Origin of the sequence: Rahnella victoriana, from assembly GCF_021276285.1 — a bacterium.
Lineage (GTDB): Bacteria > Pseudomonadota > Gammaproteobacteria > Enterobacterales > Enterobacteriaceae > Rahnella > Rahnella victoriana.
Genome location: NZ_CP089919.1, coordinates 2,041,932 through 2,057,624, shown reverse-complemented (window position 1 = coordinate 2,057,624; position 15,693 = coordinate 2,041,932). Strand labels below are relative to the sequence as shown.

Sequence of the window (15,693 nt, the reverse complement as noted above, 5' to 3'; positions counted from 1 at the left end):
TGTTACCTTACTTCTTCTTAGCCTCTTTGGTACGCACGACTTCGTCGGCGTAACGGACACCCTTACCTTTATAAGGCTCAGGACGACGGTAGGCACGTAAATCTGCAGCAACCTGACCGATTACCTGCTTATCAGCGCCTTTCAGCACGATTTCAGTTTGGGTCGGACATTCTGCAGTAATGCCTGCCGGCAGTTGGTGATCGACCGGGTGAGAGAAGCCTAAGGCTAAATTCACCACGTTGCCTTTAACAGCAGCACGATAACCAACACCTACCAGTTGAAGCTTTTTAGTGAAGCCGTCGGTAACACCTACAACCATAGAGTTCAACAGTGCACGAGTGGTACCCGCTTGGGCCCAACCGTCTACAGCGCCTTCGCGTGGAGCGAAAGTCAGTGTATTTTCTTCCTGTTTAACTACAACAGCGTCATGGATAGTACGTGACAGCTCGCCGTTTTTACCCTTAATCGAAATAACCTGACCGTTGAGTTTTACCTCTACGCCGGCAGGAATGACGACGGGTGCTTTTGCAACACGAGACATTCTTTCCTCCCAATTAAGCTACGTAGCAGATAATCTCGCCACCAAGACCAGCCTGGCGAGCTGCACGATCGGTCATAACACCTTTAGAGGTAGAAATAACAGCGATACCCATACCGGCCATAACTTTTGGCAGCTCATCTTTTTTCTTGTAGATGCGCAGACCTGGACGGCTGATACGTTGAATGCTTTCTACCACTGCCTTGCCCTGGAAGTACTTCAGTACTAATTCCAGTTCAGGTTTGGCGTCGCCTTCGATTTTAAATTCTTCAATATAGCCTTCTTCCTTCAGCACGTTGGCAATAGCCACTTTCAGCTTGGAGGAAGGCATGGTGACCGCAACTTTGTTCGCGGCTTGACCGTTACGGATACGGGTCAGCATATCCGCGATCGGATCTTGCATGCTCATCTGTCTTTACTCCCGTGATTCAATTGGTGACAATTACCAGCTAGCCTTCTTAAGACCCGGAATTTCACCGCGCATAGCGGCTTCACGGACCTTAATACGGCTCAACCCGAACTTCCGCAGGAAAGCATGCGGACGACCAGTTTGACGGCAGCGGTTACGCTGACGAGACGGGCTGGAATCACGCGGCAGAGACTGCAGCTTAAGAACTGCATCCCAACGATCTTCGTCGGATGAGTTCACACCAGAGATAATAGCTTTCAATTCCTCGCGTTTAGCGCGGTATTTATCAGCCAGTTTTACGCGAACGACTTCGCGTGCTTTCATGGATTGCTTAGCCATTAGTAACCCTGCCTTACTTGCGGAACGGGAAGTTAAAGGCTGTCAGCAATGCACGGCCTTCATCATCGGATTTCGCAGTAGTGGTGATAGTAATATCTAAACCACGAACGCGATCGACTTTATCATAATCGATTTCCGGGAAGATGATCTGTTCACGCACGCCCATGCTGTAGTTACCACGACCATCGAAAGACTTAGCAGACAAGCCGCGGAAGTCACGAATACGTGGAACAGCAATGGAGACCAGACGCTCAAAGAACTCCCACATGCGTTCGCCGCGGAGGGTTACTTTACAGCCGATCGGATAGCCCTGACGGATTTTGAAGCCTGCAACTGATTTGCGTGCTTTGGTGATCAGCGGTTTTTGACCGGAGATTGCTGCCAGGTCAGCTGCTGCGTTATCCAGCAGTTTCTTGTCAGCGATCGCTTCACCAACACCCATGTTCAGGGTGATCTTCTCGACCCGAGGGACTTGCATGACAGAATTGTAACCAAACTCAGCCATGAGTTTTTTTACGACATCGTCTTTGTAGTAATCATGCAGTTTCGCCATCGTACTACTCCAAATTACTTGATAGTTTCGCTGTTAGATTTGAAGAAACGGACTTTTTTGCCGTCTTCGAATCTAAAGCCTACACGGTCCGCCTTGCCAGTTGCCGTGTTGAAGAGAGCAACGTTAGAAACCGGAATTGCAGCTTCTTTTTCAACGATGCCACCTGGTTGGTTCAGGGCCGGTACAGGCTTCTGATGTTTCTTAACCAGGTTGATACCTTCAACAATGACCTTGCCAGAAGACAGGACATTTTTTACTTTACCGCGCTTACCTTTATCTTTACCGGTAAGCAGGATAACTTCGTCATCGCGACGGATTTTCGCTGCCATGGTTCGCTCCTTAGAGTACTTCTGGTGCCAGAGAGATAATTTTCATGAACTTCTCATTACGCAGTTCACGAGTTACCGGCCCAAAAATACGCGTGCCGATTGGCTGCTCGCTGTTATTGTTTAAAATAACGCATGCATTACCATCGAAGCGAATGACAGAACCGTCCGGGCGACGAACACCCTTCTTGGTGCGCACCACTACCGCCTTCAGCACATCGCCTTTCTTCACCTTACCGCGAGGAATTGCTTCCTTGATGGTAATTTTGATGATGTCGCCGACGCCTGCGTAGCGACGGTGCGAGCCACCTAGAACCTTGATACACATTACGCGACGTGCACCGGAGTTGTCGGCCACGGTCAGCATAGTCTGTTCTTGGATCATGTTAGTGCTCCGCTAATGTCAACTACAACTTTAGGACCCAGGATAGGTCGTTAAGAAATCCCCACAATATGAGGGCGCGGCATTATAACACCGGTTCCCGATTATGGGTAGAAAAAATAAACGGCCCACGTTCATGAGCCGTTTATCTATTTTTGAGAGGCGCTACTGTATTACAGAATCGCTTTCTCTACAACGCGAACCAAGGTCCAAGACTTAGTCTTAGACAGTGGACGGCATTCGCTGATTTCCACAACGTCGCCGATACCACATTCATTGTTCTCGTCATGTACGTGCAATTTGGTCGTACGTTTGATGAATTTACCGTAAATCGGGTGTTTCACCACACGTTCAATCGCAACAACAATGGATTTTTCCATTTTGTCACTGATTACACGACCCTGCAGAGTACGGATCTTGTCAGTCATTACGCACCCGCCTTTTCAGTCAGTAAAGTTTTCACACGTGCAACATCACGACGCACTTGCTTCAACAGGTGTGTTTGCTGCAACTGACCGCTTGCCGTTTGCATGCGCAGGTTAAACTGCTCACGCAAAAGGTTCAGCAACTCAGTGTTCAGCTCTTCCACGCTTTTTTCGCGCAGCTCTTGTGCTTTCATTACATCACCGTCTTAGTTACAAAGGTGGTTTTGATAGGCAGTTTGGCTGCTGCCAGCTGGAAGGCTTCACGAGCCAGCTCTTCAGGCACACCGTCCATTTCGTACAGGACTTTACCAGGCTGGATCAAAGCAACCCAATACTCTACGTTGCCTTTACCTTTACCCATACGAACTTCGAGCGGTTTCTCGGTGATCGGTTTGTCCGGGAATACTCGGATCCAGATCTTACCTTGACGCTTAACTGCACGGGTCATCGCACGACGTGCTGCTTCAATTTGACGAGCAGTCAGACGACCACGGCCAACAGCTTTCAGACCGTAAGTGCCGAAGCTCACATCCGTACCTTGCGCAAGACCACGGTTGCGGCCCTTGTGCACCTTACGGAATTTTGTACGCTTTGGTTGTAACATCAGCGACTCTCCTTACTTGCGGCCTTTACGCTGCTGCTTTTTAGGTTGAGCAGCCGGTTCCGGTTGTTCAACTGCAGCCATACCACCCAGGATCTCACCTTTGAAGATCCATACCTTAACGCCGATTACACCGTAAGTGGTGTGCGCTTCAGATGTGTTGTAATCGATATCCGCACGCAGAGTGTGCAACGGAACACGACCTTCACGGTACCATTCAGTACGCGCGATTTCAGCACCGCCAAGACGGCCGCTTACTTCAACTTTGATACCTTTAGCGCCAAGACGCATTGCGTTCTGTACTGCACGCTTCATAGCACGACGGAACATAACACGACGTTCCAGCTGTGAAGTGATGCTGTCAGCAACCAATTTTGCGTCCAGTTCCGGTTTACGGACTTCGGCGATGTTAATCTGCGCAGGAACGCCAGCGATATCCGCTACGACCTTACGCAGTTTTTCGACATCTTCGCCTTTCTTGCCGATAACGATGCCAGGACGAGCTGTGTGAATAGTCACACGGATGCTCTTCGCTGGACGCTCGATAACGATGCGAGAAACGGAAGCTTTCGCCAATTCCTTAGTCAGGAACTGACGAACTTTAAAGTCGCCGTCCAGGTTGTCAGCGAAATCTTTGGTATTTGCATACCAAGTAGAGTTCCAAGGTTTGACAATACCCAGTCGAATACCATTAGGATGTACTTTCTGACCCATTGCTAGTCTCCAGAGTCTCAGCGATCGGACACAACCACAGTAATGTGGCTGGTGCGCTTCAGAATGCGATCTGCACGACCTTTAGCACGCGGCATAATGCGCTTCATGCTTGGGCCTTCGTCTACGAAAATCTTCGTGACTTTCAGATCATCGATGTCAGCGCCATCGTTGTGTTCTGCGTTAGCAATGGCAGACTCCAGTACCTTCTTAACCAGACCAGCAGCTTTCTTGTTGGTGTAGGCCAGAGTTTCCAGAGCTTGCGACACTTTCTTACCGCGAATCAGGTCAGCAACAAGGCGAACCTTCTGAGCAGAAGAACGAGCGTGGCGATGTTTAGCGATAGTTTCCATCTCTTCCTCCTACCTTAGCGCTTTTTAGCTTTTTTATCAGCCGCATGGCCGCGATAAGTACGAGTCGGCGCGAATTCACCCAGTTTGTGACCGACCATTTCGTCGGAAACAAATACTGGTACGTGCTGACGACCATTATGGACAGCGATGGTCAAACCGATCATGTTAGGAAAGATCGTTGAACGACGGGACCAAGTGCGCAAAGGCTTCTTGTCACCGCTTTCCACCGCTTTCTCTACCTTCTTCAGCAAGTGCAGGTCAATAAAAGGACCTTTCTTGAGAGAACGTGGCATGGCTTATCCTCTAATTATTTTTTGCTACGGCGACGTACAATGAATTTATCAGTACGCTTGTTGCTACGGGTCTTCTTACCTTTGGTTTGAACGCCCCACGGAGTTACCGGGTGCTTACCAAAGTTACGACCTTCACCACCACCGTGTGGGTGATCGACTGGGTTCATCGCAGTACCGCGAACGGTAGGACGAATACCACGCCAACGAGCAGCACCTGCTTTACCCAGAACGCGAAGCATGTGTTCAGAGTTACCGACTTCACCTAAGGTGGCGCGGCAATCGATCTGAACTTTACGCATTTCGCCAGAGCGCAGACGCAGAGTTACGTAGGAACCGTCACGAGCAACGATCTGAACGTAGGCACCGGCTGAACGAGCCATCTGGCCGCCTTTACCTGGTTTCATTTCTACGTTGTGAACCGTTGAACCTACTGGGATGTTGCGCATAGGCAGGGCGTTACCTGTCTTGATTGCAGCATCAACACCAGATTGGATCTGGTCACCCACTTTCAGGCCTTTCGGCGCCAGGATATAACGGCGTTCGCCGTCTTTGTACAGAACCAGCGCGATGTTCGCGGAACGGTTCGGATCGTACTCCAGACGCTCAACCACTGCAGCGATACCATCTTTGTTGCGTTTGAAGTCAACCAGACGATAATGCTGTTTGTGGCCACCACCGATATGACGGGTGGTGATACGGCCATTGTTGTTACGGCCACCGCTTTTGCTCAGTTTTTCAAGCAGCGGAGCATAAGGTTTACCCTTGTGCAGCTCAGGGTTAACCACTTTAACAACGTGGCGACGACCCGGAGATGTAGGTTTACATTTAACAATTGCCATTGTTCTTACTCCTCCGACTTACTCAGCGCCGCTGATGAAGTCCAGATTCTGGCCTTCTTTCAGGGTTACGTAAGCTTTTTTCCAGTCGCTACGACGACCAACACGCTGACCGTGACGTTTAACTTTGCCTTTAACCAGCAAGGTGTTCACATCTTCGACTTCGACTTCAAACAGTTTCGAAACCGCAGCTTTGATTTCCGCTTTAGTCGCGTCTTTGGCAACTTTGAGAACGATGGTGTTGTTCTTTTCCATCGCAGTAGACGCTTTTTCAGAAACGTGCGGCGCGCGCAGCACTTTCAGCAGACGTTCTTCACGAATCATGCCAGCATCTCCTCAACTTGCTTCACAGCGTCAGCAGTCATAACTACTTTGTCGAAGGCGATCAGGCTTACTGGATCGATACCTGCTACATCACGAACGTCAACCTTGTACAGGTTACGTGCGGCCAGGAACAGATTCTCGTCGACTTCGCCAGTTACAATCAGCACGTCTTCCAGAGCCATGTCTTTCAGTTTCTGTGCCAGCAGCTTAGTTTTAGGCGCTTCTACAGAGAACGTCTCGACAACGATCAAACGATCTTGACGTACCAGTTCGGACAGGATGCTTTTCAGCGCGCCGCGGTACATCTTTTTATTTACTTTTTGACTGTGGTCCTGTGGCTTTGCAGCGAAGGTTACACCACCGGAACGCCAGATCGGGCTCTTTACAGAACCTGAACGCGCACGGCCAGTACCTTTCTGACGCCAAGGTTTTTTACCGGAACCGGTTACTTCAGCACGGGTCTTCTGAGCGCGAGTACCTTGACGGGCACCTGCTGCATAAGCAACAACGACCTGGTGTACCAGCGCTTCATTGAAATCACGCCCGAAGGTAGTTTCGGAAACAGTCAGCGCGCTCTGCGCGTCTTTCACTACTAATTCCATTCCTATCTCCTCGACGTTAAGCCTTAACAGCAGGTTTAACGATCAGGTTGCCACCGGTAGCACCCGGAACAGCACCCTTGACCAGCAGCAGGTTGCGCTCAGCGTCAACACGTACTACGTCCAGGCTTTGAACGGTTACACGCTCGTTACCCAGTTGGCCTGCCATTTTCTTGCCTTTGAACACTTTGCCCGGAGTCTGGTTCTGACCGATAGAACCCGGAACGCGGTGAGACAAGGAGTTACCGTGGGTAGCGTCTTGGGTACGGAAATTCCAGCGCTTAACTGTGCCAGCAAAACCTTTACCTTTAGAAGTACCGGTAACATCAACTTTCTTAACGTCTGCGAAAATTTCAACGCTAATGTTCTGACCTGCAGTGAACTCTTCACCTTCTGCAAGGCGGAATTCCCACAGACCGCGGCCAGCTTCTACGCCAGCTTTAGCGAAGTGACCCGCTTCTGGTTTGGTTACACGGTTAGCTTTTTTGCTACCAGTAGTAACCTGCACAGCGCGGTAACCGTCGTTGTCCAGGTCTTTGACCTGAGTAACGCGGTTTGCTTCAATTTCGATAACGGTTACAGGGATAGAAACGCCATCTTCAGTGAAGATACGAGTCATACCCACTTTCTTACCGACTAAACCAATCATTGTTTCAACCTCTCAATCGCTCAATGACCCTGATTAACCCAGGCTGATCTGCACGTCTACACCAGCAGCCAGATCCAGACGCATCAGAGCATCAACGGTTTTCTCGGTTGGCTCAACGATGTCAACCAGACGCTTGTGAGTGCGAATCTCATACTGATCGCGCGCATCTTTATTGACGTGCGGAGAAATCAGAATGGTAAAGCGCTCTTTGCGGGTCGGCAGCGGGATTGGACCACGAACTTGCGCACCAGTGCGCTTCGCAGTCTCAACGATTTCCGCAGTTGATTGATCGATCAGACGATGATCAAACGCTTTCAGGCGGATACGGATTCTTTGGTTCTGCATGAGACCAGAGCTCCAATTATTTTAAACGTAAATGATTACTCCTCAAACCCATTTCGATTGATGGGAGAGTGTAATCGTTCTTCACATAACCCCCATATCGGGAGTATTGTTGACCGGCAAGTAAACTTATCGGCCAGCTGATTCTCAATGAATCAGACCTACCAAGATTAGGTAAGCCCGCGCATTATACTTAAACACCAGCAAGAAGCAATCCGAACCACAAAGAAAATGCTTTTATTTTGCGCTCTTCTCTTCTTGTTGCTGTTCCTGCATTGCCTTATTCAACCAGTCCTGCAATGGCATGTCCGGGCTCTTTTCTTCTAACGCCATGTTTTGACTGTCATCACTTTCATCTGCAGCGGCGTCTTCAGGGACGTCATTTTCCATAGCTGACGTTTCTGCCGGGTCTTCAGCCTCAGCGGGCATTTCATCTTCAGGCGTTGCATTGTCATCTATATAGGCAGTTTGGCTCACTGCCGGCAGCGTCCTGTTCTTATAGATATAGTGCAAAGGAGATTGTTTATACGGAAGGTGGGACACTTCGCTGACGGCTACCCGATGGCTTTTCCAGTTGAGGTAAGTCAGGTGGAGATAGGAACCCGCCAGCCCGCCCAGAACCAAACAAATGCTACTAAACACCAGGCAGTAAAAACTTTTCCTGAGCGAACGACGGACAGCTACCTTCACCTTTTGTTTGTTCAAGTGGCTTGTGTAAGCCGATAAGTGGATGTTTTGCATTTTTAACCTAGAGATCTTCTTTTGTAATCAGCACAGGCATGTTGCCTGTACGTTTAGCGATTTGCATCAGGGTGCCTTTACCTACCCTTCCATCAACAACCAGATCTTCCCGTTGCTGGAATGTTTTGATTTTTCCGATCAAATCGTTATCCCACCGCCCCGTTTTACTGAATGGCAGGTTAAGTATCTTGCTGAGGGTCATATCCAGCCAGGCGGTATCCGCTTCGGAGCTGGTATTGTTGATGACGCTCTTCCCGCTCGGTGTCTGGGGTATTAACTGGATATATTCGCCGGCCCACACGCTATCGAACCAGCTGCGCTGGACCGTCCACGTATCGCCTTTAATGAGAATATCTAACGACTCATCTGTCACTTTCACCACGGTAGCGTAAACAGTCTGCCCATCAACAGTAATCGGACTCAGCCAGGGGATCCCTTCTTCCGTTAAGGTATCGAGTATGGCCGTGCCCTTCTTGCAGGTAAGCTGTGCCCGTGCAGCCTGATCACAAAACGCATCATCTGGGGAAACGTCATACCCCCATACCTGGAAGAGCTGACGCATGCCATGACGCTCATTACTGCCAACATCATTAAGTGTTTTCGCCCCTGCCGGGATTTCATGCAGTTTTTCAGAAAGGGTTAATGGCATCGGGAGATAGGGTTTTGCATAGTTGAAATAAGTCCACCCCAGAACGCCGCCAAAAAGCATGTAGCAGGCGATCAGCAGCGTGAGGCATTTTTTTCTGCCCGGCTTCAATCCACGAGCCTCAATACAGAGCTTCATCTGCCGGTAGGTGACTGACGGTGTTTTTTCTGCATAAGCACTGTTAAGCGAATCCGCCGCCAGTTCATTCATCAATTGGATCCGTCCCCCCGAAGCATTCTGCAGCAGTCTGGCCACCGGCCCGTGGATCGGGACCGGATCTTCTCCGGCTGTTTGCAACCGCTGTGACAGATATTCGGTGGTTTCGGCAAAGCTCATTGGAAGCAGATGATAATCCGTATGCGGAAGCAGCATCTGTCGGCGCTTACCCTCACGGGTACTCCCCTTGCGTTCTTCAACTAGCAGGAACGAGACGCGGGAAGATTGCGGATAGCTTTTGAATGTTTTCAAAAATTCATAGCTTTCTGCAGACAGATTTTCAGCATTGTCCACAACAACCAGCCAGGGCTGAGCCGAATCCGTATTTTGGTCAAAAGATTCTGCAATGCGCAGAGGCAGAATCGACGCTGGCAACGTTCTCCATTTTTTCAAATGAAAACAGCATGCTAACAACTGTCCCAGGCTTTCACTGTCGGCGCCATTCACCGACGCGGCACTTAAGCTCAGGATCTGGCGTTGGCTCTGTCTGGCAATTTCATGAGCCAGACGCGTTTTCCCAACACCTTTATTTCCACTGATAATCGCAATACCGCCCTGGTTTAACTTCTGCAGAATAAAATCCTGAGCGGCCAACAAACGTATATTATTGAAATAATTACCGTCCCCAAAAGGGTGGGTGATAAATTTAAAGTAATCACAGTACATGCCAATTTCCATAACCATTTACACATTCGATGAATGTTGATAAATACAAGAACCCGAAAGAGGAGTCAGTCTGAAAATCAAGAAACACAACCTCATTCATATTGAACATGTATTAATGTGCATCAATGTTTTTCTGCGTATAATATAGCCTAATATGTAACCCACAGGAATAATGAAAGTGCAAAGGAATGATTCAACGCATGTATGCCATCAAGATTAAAGGGTATTGGCCAAAGGTATCATTGAAGATGGCAATATTTATCGCAATTATATTCACCTGTGCAATGATTTGTTGCTCAAGCATATTCATGCTGGCGATGAATGACAGCACAAAGAATGAGGCGTTGCACCCGCCGTCTCAACGTGGACAAGCCATGACAAATATACCCGGTACGCTTTTCGAGAATCGAAAAAAACCTGAGATAAAACAGCCCGCGCGACCTGCTGTGGAGAACGTTAAACTGCCGTTGTTCCTCAAAGGCGTACTGGCAAGCAGCGACAGCAGGCGCTCTCTGGCTATACTGCAAGGCCCTTCAGGTCAGCACACTTATCGCGAAGGCGAGAAAATTGCTGATTTGGGAAATGCCTACCTCCAGTCAGTCAAACCTGATGAGGTATTAATACGCACCCCCAAGGGAATAGCAGCTTTATACCTTAATGATAAATTAAGAGATAGTAAACCTGCTGAACCGAGGAATAAAAAGGTAAAAATAGAACATGCAAAATACTTAATGCATTATTTAGTTGCCAACCCCATATACAAAGATGAGAAACTTACAGGTTATAGGTTTAATCCCAGAACGGGCAGTACTATTTATCTTAGAACGGGACTTATTCCTGATGAGGTTGTCACGAAAATAAACGGACAAGCTCTCGACGACATCACAACCGCAGAAAAATACATTGAACAACTGGAAAGTCTGAGAGATGTACAACTTACCGTTCTGAGAGAGAATCAACTTCAGAATATCTATATAAATTTAGCCACTATCGAAACATCGTTGGATACAGAAAGTCATGAAGAAGTTCATTAACCCTCTCTTAGTAAAGGCATGCATATTATTTGCTACCCTTCCGGGGATTGTCCATGCGGAAGAATTTACTGCGAGCTTTAAGGGCACGGATATTAAAGAGTTTATTGATACGGTCAGCAGGAATCTCAATAAAACTATCCTTATCGATCCGTCCGTGCAGGGGACTGTTTCTGTCAAAAGCTATGATGTTTTAAATGAAGAGCAGTACTACCAGTTCTTTCTGAGTGTTCTGGATGTCTATGGTTTTGCAGTGGTTCCTATGGATAACGGACTGCTTAAAGTTGTACGTTCCGCCAATGCCAAGATGTCAGGCGTCCCCGTAGCGGACAAAAACCGACCGGGAAAGGGAGATGAGATCGTCACCCGCGTGGTGACACTTCGTAATGTGCCGGTCCGGGAATTGGCTCCTTTGCTTCGCCAGATGAATGACAGTACCGGTGTGGGCAATGTCGTTCACTACGAACCCTCGAATGTTTTGCTGCTCACCGGCCGTGCGTCTGTGGTCAACCGTCTTATTGATCTGGTCGAACGCGTTGACACGATGGGCGATCAGCAGAGACAGACCATCAAACTCAAATATGCCTCTGCGCCCGAAATGGCCGAGATGATGAACAACCTGGTCCGTGAGGAATCCAAAGGGCAATCGTCGTCCATATTACAAGCCAAAATCGTCGCGGATGAGAGAACCAATACCTTAATCATCAGCGGACCAGAAAGCGTGCGCAGCCGCGCAGCAAAACTGGTGAGTCAGCTGGATAAAGACCAGTCATCTCAGGGCAACACGCGTGTTTTCTATCTGAAATATGCCAAAGCGGAGAAAATCGTTCCCGTGCTAACCGGCATCACTCAGGAAATGCAAGAAGGCAAAACAACTCAGTCTTCGAGCGCCTCTAATAAGCCGATGAGCATCACCGCAGATGAACAAACCAATTCCATTGTGATTACGGCTCAGCAGGATGTCATGCAGTCACTCGAGCAGGTCATCACCAAACTTGATATCCGCCGTGCGCAGGTATTAGTCGAAGCCATTATTGTTGAAGTACAGGATGGTAACGGACTCAATCTTGGGATCCAATGGAGCAACGACAAGTTTGGCGGAACACAATTCACCGGCACCGGCGCACCGATATCAACGGTTGCGTCAGGCGTACGTCAGTACAAAAAAGACGGCGTTATCAGCAGTGATAATCCGCTCAGCAGCACCCTGCAAACCTTCAACGGCATGACGGCAGGTTTCTTCAGCGGCGACTGGAATGTCTTAATGACCGCGTTATCCACCAGCAATAAAAACGACATTCTTGCCACGCCAAGCATTGTCACACTCGATAATAAAGAAGCCTCGTTCAATGTCGGTCAGGAAGTCCCTTCCCTCTCGGGTTCGCAAACCACAGCCGGCGACAACATCTATAGCAGTGTGGTTTACAAAACCGTCGGTACCAAATTGAAAGTCACGCCGCAGATTAACGAAGGTGATTCGGTTCTGATGGAAATCGAACAGGAAGTATCCAGTGTCGATACCTCAACCAATTCATCGCTGGGTCCGACCTTCAATACCCGCACCATTTCCAACGCCGTGCTGGTTCGCACCGGGGAAACCGTCGTGCTTGGCGGCTTGCTGGATGACAGTACCAAAGAAACCAAATCCAAAGTGCCGCTGCTGGGTGACATTCCATGGGTCGGTAATTTGTTCCGCTATACCAGCACGGAATCAGCAAAACGTAACCTGATGGTGTTTATCCGGCCGACCATTATTCGTGATGATGAGGTGTATTCTTCGATTTCCAATAAGAAATACTCCCATTTCCAAAAGCTGCAGAAAAAACGGCAGGATGAGGATCATCAGGATCTGCTCACACCAAATACCCGTTCTGTTTTACCGGATTATCCGGAAAATCCTGCGCCCAAAACGTCCATTTCGGCTGCGCCAGATGACGGCAGACCTCGTAACCCGTTTAGCGGATAAGCAATGAACAGGGACAACGAATTGCAACAGACCCCGGAACCAGAACAGATCACCCCTGTTCTGCCGTACGCCTATGCCAAACAAAAGGGCATTACGCTGGTTGATAACGTGCTTTTTTGCCGCCAGGACATCTCGGTGGAAACGCTGCTTGAAGCACGTCGTGTCCTGGGGGAAATCACGGCAATTGAAATCGTGGAGACTCCCCTTTTCGATGAAAAGTTATCGGCTACCTACCAGCGGAGCAGCGGAGCCTCCCAGCAAATTATTGATGACCTTGATAATGAAGTCGACCTTCTGTCCTTGTCTGAAGATCTGCCGGATAACGAAGACTTGCTGGCCAGCGACGAAAACTCACCGATTATCCGTCTGATTAATGCGGTGCTCTCCGAAGCGGTAAAAGAAGGGGCTTCAGATATTCATATCGAAACCTTCGAACGCATGCTTAGCATCCGGTTCCGGATCGATGGCGTCTTGCGTCAGATCCTGCAGCCAGCCCGCAAGCTGGCTCCGTTTCTGGTATCCCGTATCAAGGTCATGGCAAAACTGGATATCGCCGAAAAGCGGTTACCTCAGGACGGGCGCATTTCGTTGCGTATCGGTCACCGTGCAATTGATATTCGCGTGTCGACGATCCCGGCTCAATACGGTGAGCGTGTGGTAATGCGTCTGCTGGATAAAAATAATTTATGCCTTGATATCCCGCAACTTGGCCTTTCTCCACAGGATGAGCAACAGCTCACCGCATTAATCCATAAACCTCATGGCATCATTCTGGTCACCGGACCGACCGGTTCCGGTAAAAGTACGACGCTCTATGCGGTGCTTTCTGCACTGAACAATAACGAGCGCAACATTCTTACCGTAGAAGACCCGATCGAGTATGAACTGGAAGGCGTGGGTCAGACTCAGGTTAACCCGCGCGTGGAAATGACCTTTGCTCTCGGACTGCGGGCGATTTTACGTCAGGATCCGGATGTGGTGATGGTGGGTGAGATCCGCGACAACGAAACCGCTCAGATTGCCGTACAGGCGTCACTGACCGGCCATCTGGTCATGTCAACGTTGCACACCAACAGTGCCGTCGGTGCCATTACCCGTCTGCGTGATATGGGACTGGAGCCTTTCCTCCTCGCCTCGTCATTGCTGGGGGTGGTAGCTCAGCGTCTTGTTCGGCGTCTGTGTCCACATTGTGCTCAGCCAGCGCCGCTGGATATCTCCCACATTCCTTTGTTCCACTTTTTACCTGAACCACCGGTCGCCGTTTTTAAAGCCGTGGGATGCGCACAGTGTCATTTTACGGGTTACAAGGGCCGGGCAGCGATACACGAATGCATGGTTGTCGATAATGCCATCCGCCAGGCCATTCATGAAAATCAGGATGAATTTTCCATTGAGAATATTCATCGCAAAACAGCCCGAAGCCTGCGGGAAAATGGTCTGCTTAAAACCATCAGCGGCGAAACAACGCTGGAAGAAGTCATCAGGGTCACTGCGGAACATGAGATGACGACAGGGAGCCCTGTCTGATGAGCCGCTTCTCCTTCCATGCTACCTCCGTGGCGGGCAAGACGCAACGTGGCGTAATAGAAGCCGACAATCTTCGTCAGGCACGCCAGATGGTGCGGGAGCGGGGTTTAACGCTGCTCGACATAAAGCAGGTCGGCAACTCGCTGACAGCCAGCAAGATGAAAAGCAAAGGTTTAAAAACCCGCGTCCCTTCTCATGCGGTCTCCTTGTTTTCACGTCAGCTTGCGACATTAACCAACGCAGCCCTGCCCGTTGAGGCAGCCCTGGCAGTTATCGCCCGACAAACAGAGCACGCCGGACTCACGCAGGTACTCACCGCCATTCGTCACAAAGTGGTGGAAGGACATACGCTTGCCGATGCGCTGGCTGATTTCCCCCGCATCTTTGACCCGATGTTCAGAACGCTGGTCACCGCCGGGGAACGCACCGGACAACTCGGGTCCGTGCTGGAAAAAATGGCGGATTATTATGAAATCCGGCAACAGATCAAAAGCAAACTGTCGCAGGCTATGATCTATCCGGCGATGCTGACGATCGTCGCCATTCTGGTAATTATTATTTTACTGGTGGCCGTCGTCCCGCAAATCATCGAACAGTTTGTTCATATGAAGCATACGCTGCCCATCACAACCCGCATTTTAATCGGCATCAGCGGATTCCTCGAACGGACGTGGTGGTTATTAGCCATTGGGATATTTGCGGCAATCGCTGCAGCGAAACTGGTTCTCCGCCGTAAAAACAACCTTATGCGTTTTCATACTGCGTTGCTCAGTGTTGCCGTTTTCGGGCCGCTGATCAGGGCGATAAACAGTGCGCGTTATGCCCGTACACTCAGCATCCTGCAATCAAGTGGTGTCCCTTTACTGGACGCGATGAAAATCTCGACAGAAGGGATAACCAACCTGCGTATCCACTCTCTGCTTGTACAGGCGGCAGAAAATGTCCGTCAGGGCAGCTCGCTGTTTGCCGTGCTGGAACAAACACGCCTCTTCCCGCCCATGATGCTGTACATGATTGCTTCCGGCGAACAAAGCGGACGCCTCGGGGAGCTCATGGCGCACGCCGCAGACAATCAGGACAAGCTGATGCAACACCGGCTCTCCATGGCCTTAGCTCTGTTTGAACCCCTTTTGATCGTCACAATGGCGAGCATCGTTTTGTTCATCATCATGTCGATTTTACAACCCATCCTCCAGCTCAATAACCTGGTCAGTTAAAGG

Annotated in this window: 23 protein-coding genes; 4 read left to right on the top strand and 19 right to left on the bottom strand. The window is 49.6% G+C overall.

The genetic code is table 11. The annotated features are described in order from the left end of the window. Positions 1 to 7: 7 nt before the first annotated feature. From rplF to J9880_RS09405, 19 genes are all read right to left on the bottom strand, one after another. A complete protein-coding gene (gene rplF, locus J9880_RS09495) occupies positions 8 to 541 on the bottom strand; it encodes a 50S ribosomal protein L6 (RefSeq protein ID WP_119825232.1) in 534 nt (177 codons plus the stop codon). A 13-nt stretch (positions 542 to 554) separates the two neighbouring features. Next, a complete protein-coding gene (gene rpsH, locus J9880_RS09490) occupies positions 555 to 947 on the bottom strand; it encodes a 30S ribosomal protein S8 (RefSeq protein ID WP_013573697.1) in 393 nt (130 codons plus the stop codon). Positions 948 to 980: 33 nt separating this feature from the next. Continuing rightward, positions 981 to 1,286 (bottom strand): 30S ribosomal protein S14, encoded by a 306-nt coding sequence (gene rpsN, locus J9880_RS09485; protein ID WP_013573696.1) that lies wholly within the window; start codon positions 1,284 to 1,286, stop codon positions 981 to 983. Between the two features lie 13 nt (positions 1,287 to 1,299). Beyond that, positions 1,300 to 1,839 (bottom strand): 50S ribosomal protein L5, encoded by a 540-nt coding sequence (gene rplE / locus J9880_RS09480; RefSeq protein WP_013573695.1) that lies wholly within the window; start codon positions 1,837 to 1,839, stop codon positions 1,300 to 1,302. A gap of 14 nt (positions 1,840 to 1,853) precedes the next feature. After that, a complete protein-coding gene (gene rplX, locus J9880_RS09475; RefSeq protein WP_095923752.1) occupies positions 1,854 to 2,168 on the bottom strand; it encodes a 50S ribosomal protein L24 in 315 nt (104 codons plus the stop codon). A 10-nt stretch (positions 2,169 to 2,178) separates the two neighbouring features. After that, positions 2,179 to 2,550: a 50S ribosomal protein L14 gene (gene rplN / locus J9880_RS09470; RefSeq protein WP_008457164.1), complete on the bottom strand. Its 372-nt coding sequence runs from the start codon at positions 2,548 to 2,550 to the stop codon at positions 2,179 to 2,181. Positions 2,551 to 2,720: 170 nt separating this feature from the next. Beyond that, positions 2,721 to 2,975, bottom strand: a complete 255-nt coding sequence (rpsQ, locus tag J9880_RS09465; protein ID WP_014333604.1) for a 30S ribosomal protein S17 — start codon at positions 2,973 to 2,975, stop codon at positions 2,721 to 2,723. Then, positions 2,975 to 3,166 (bottom strand): 50S ribosomal protein L29, encoded by a 192-nt coding sequence (gene rpmC, locus J9880_RS09460; protein WP_013573692.1) that lies wholly within the window; start codon positions 3,164 to 3,166, stop codon positions 2,975 to 2,977. The genes rpsQ and rpmC overlap by 1 nt, the downstream gene beginning before the upstream one ends. Then, the gene (gene rplP / locus J9880_RS09455; protein ID WP_009639183.1) at positions 3,166 to 3,576 is read right to left on the bottom strand and encodes a 50S ribosomal protein L16; all 411 of its coding nucleotides are present in this window, start codon (positions 3,574 to 3,576) and stop codon (positions 3,166 to 3,168) included. The genes rpmC and rplP overlap by 1 nt, the downstream gene beginning before the upstream one ends. A 12-nt stretch (positions 3,577 to 3,588) precedes the next feature. Next, entirely contained in the window at positions 3,589 to 4,287 is a 699-nt protein-coding gene (gene rpsC, locus J9880_RS09450) for a 30S ribosomal protein S3 (protein ID WP_013573691.1), read from the bottom strand. 17 nt (positions 4,288 to 4,304) lie between these two features. Further along, positions 4,305 to 4,637: a 50S ribosomal protein L22 gene (gene rplV / locus J9880_RS09445; RefSeq protein WP_004391423.1), complete on the bottom strand. Its 333-nt coding sequence runs from the start codon at positions 4,635 to 4,637 to the stop codon at positions 4,305 to 4,307. Positions 4,638 to 4,651: 14 nt separating this feature from the next. Beyond that, positions 4,652 to 4,930 carry a 30S ribosomal protein S19 gene (rpsS, locus tag J9880_RS09440; RefSeq protein WP_004929772.1) on the bottom strand — a complete coding sequence of 93 codons (279 nt, stop codon included), beginning with the start codon at positions 4,928 to 4,930 and terminating at the stop codon, positions 4,652 to 4,654. A gap of 14 nt (positions 4,931 to 4,944) precedes the next feature. Beyond that, the gene (gene rplB, locus J9880_RS09435; protein ID WP_095923753.1) at positions 4,945 to 5,769 is read right to left on the bottom strand and encodes a 50S ribosomal protein L2; all 825 of its coding nucleotides are present in this window, start codon (positions 5,767 to 5,769) and stop codon (positions 4,945 to 4,947) included. A gap of 18 nt (positions 5,770 to 5,787) precedes the next feature. Next, positions 5,788 to 6,090 (bottom strand): 50S ribosomal protein L23, encoded by a 303-nt coding sequence (gene rplW, locus J9880_RS09430; RefSeq protein ID WP_013573689.1) that lies wholly within the window; start codon positions 6,088 to 6,090, stop codon positions 5,788 to 5,790. Continuing rightward, positions 6,087 to 6,692 carry a 50S ribosomal protein L4 gene (gene rplD / locus J9880_RS09425; protein ID WP_013573688.1) on the bottom strand — a complete coding sequence of 202 codons (606 nt, stop codon included), beginning with the start codon at positions 6,690 to 6,692 and terminating at the stop codon, positions 6,087 to 6,089. The genes rplW and rplD overlap by 4 nt, the downstream gene beginning before the upstream one ends. 16 nt (positions 6,693 to 6,708) lie before the next feature. Continuing rightward, complete coding sequence (rplC, locus tag J9880_RS09420) at positions 6,709 to 7,338, bottom strand: 50S ribosomal protein L3 (RefSeq protein ID WP_013573687.1); 630 nt, start codon at positions 7,336 to 7,338, stop codon at positions 6,709 to 6,711. 33 nt (positions 7,339 to 7,371) lie between these two features. After that, positions 7,372 to 7,683: a 30S ribosomal protein S10 gene (rpsJ, locus tag J9880_RS09415; RefSeq protein WP_009639175.1), complete on the bottom strand. Its 312-nt coding sequence runs from the start codon at positions 7,681 to 7,683 to the stop codon at positions 7,372 to 7,374. Positions 7,684 to 7,917: 234 nt separating this feature from the next. Continuing rightward, a complete protein-coding gene (locus J9880_RS09410; protein WP_195817655.1) occupies positions 7,918 to 8,421 on the bottom strand; it encodes a hypothetical protein in 504 nt (167 codons plus the stop codon). A gap of 7 nt (positions 8,422 to 8,428) precedes the next feature. After that, positions 8,429 to 9,961: an ExeA family protein gene (locus J9880_RS09405; RefSeq protein ID WP_232770371.1), complete on the bottom strand. Its 1,533-nt coding sequence runs from the start codon at positions 9,959 to 9,961 to the stop codon at positions 8,429 to 8,431. Between the two features lie 188 nt (positions 9,962 to 10,149). Between J9880_RS09405 and gspC the strand changes: the two genes are divergently transcribed. From gspC to gspF, 4 genes are read left to right on the top strand one after another with little or no spacing between them, the layout of a single operon-like run. Further along, on the top strand, positions 10,150 to 10,983 hold the full coding sequence (gene gspC, locus J9880_RS09400; RefSeq protein WP_232770370.1) for a type II secretion system protein GspC: 834 nt from the start codon (positions 10,150 to 10,152) through the stop codon (positions 10,981 to 10,983). Continuing rightward, positions 10,967 to 12,946, top strand: a complete 1,980-nt coding sequence (gene gspD, locus J9880_RS09395) for a type II secretion system secretin GspD (protein ID WP_119825236.1) — start codon at positions 10,967 to 10,969, stop codon at positions 12,944 to 12,946. The genes gspC and gspD overlap by 17 nt, the downstream gene beginning before the upstream one ends. A gap of 3 nt (positions 12,947 to 12,949) precedes the next feature. Continuing rightward, a complete protein-coding gene (gspE, locus tag J9880_RS09390; protein WP_131693883.1) occupies positions 12,950 to 14,473 on the top strand; it encodes a type II secretion system ATPase GspE in 1,524 nt (507 codons plus the stop codon). After that, positions 14,473 to 15,690 carry a type II secretion system inner membrane protein GspF gene (gspF, locus tag J9880_RS09385; protein ID WP_195817652.1) on the top strand — a complete coding sequence of 406 codons (1,218 nt, stop codon included), beginning with the start codon at positions 14,473 to 14,475 and terminating at the stop codon, positions 15,688 to 15,690. The genes gspE and gspF overlap by 1 nt, the downstream gene beginning before the upstream one ends. Positions 15,691 to 15,693: the final 3 nt, after the last annotated feature.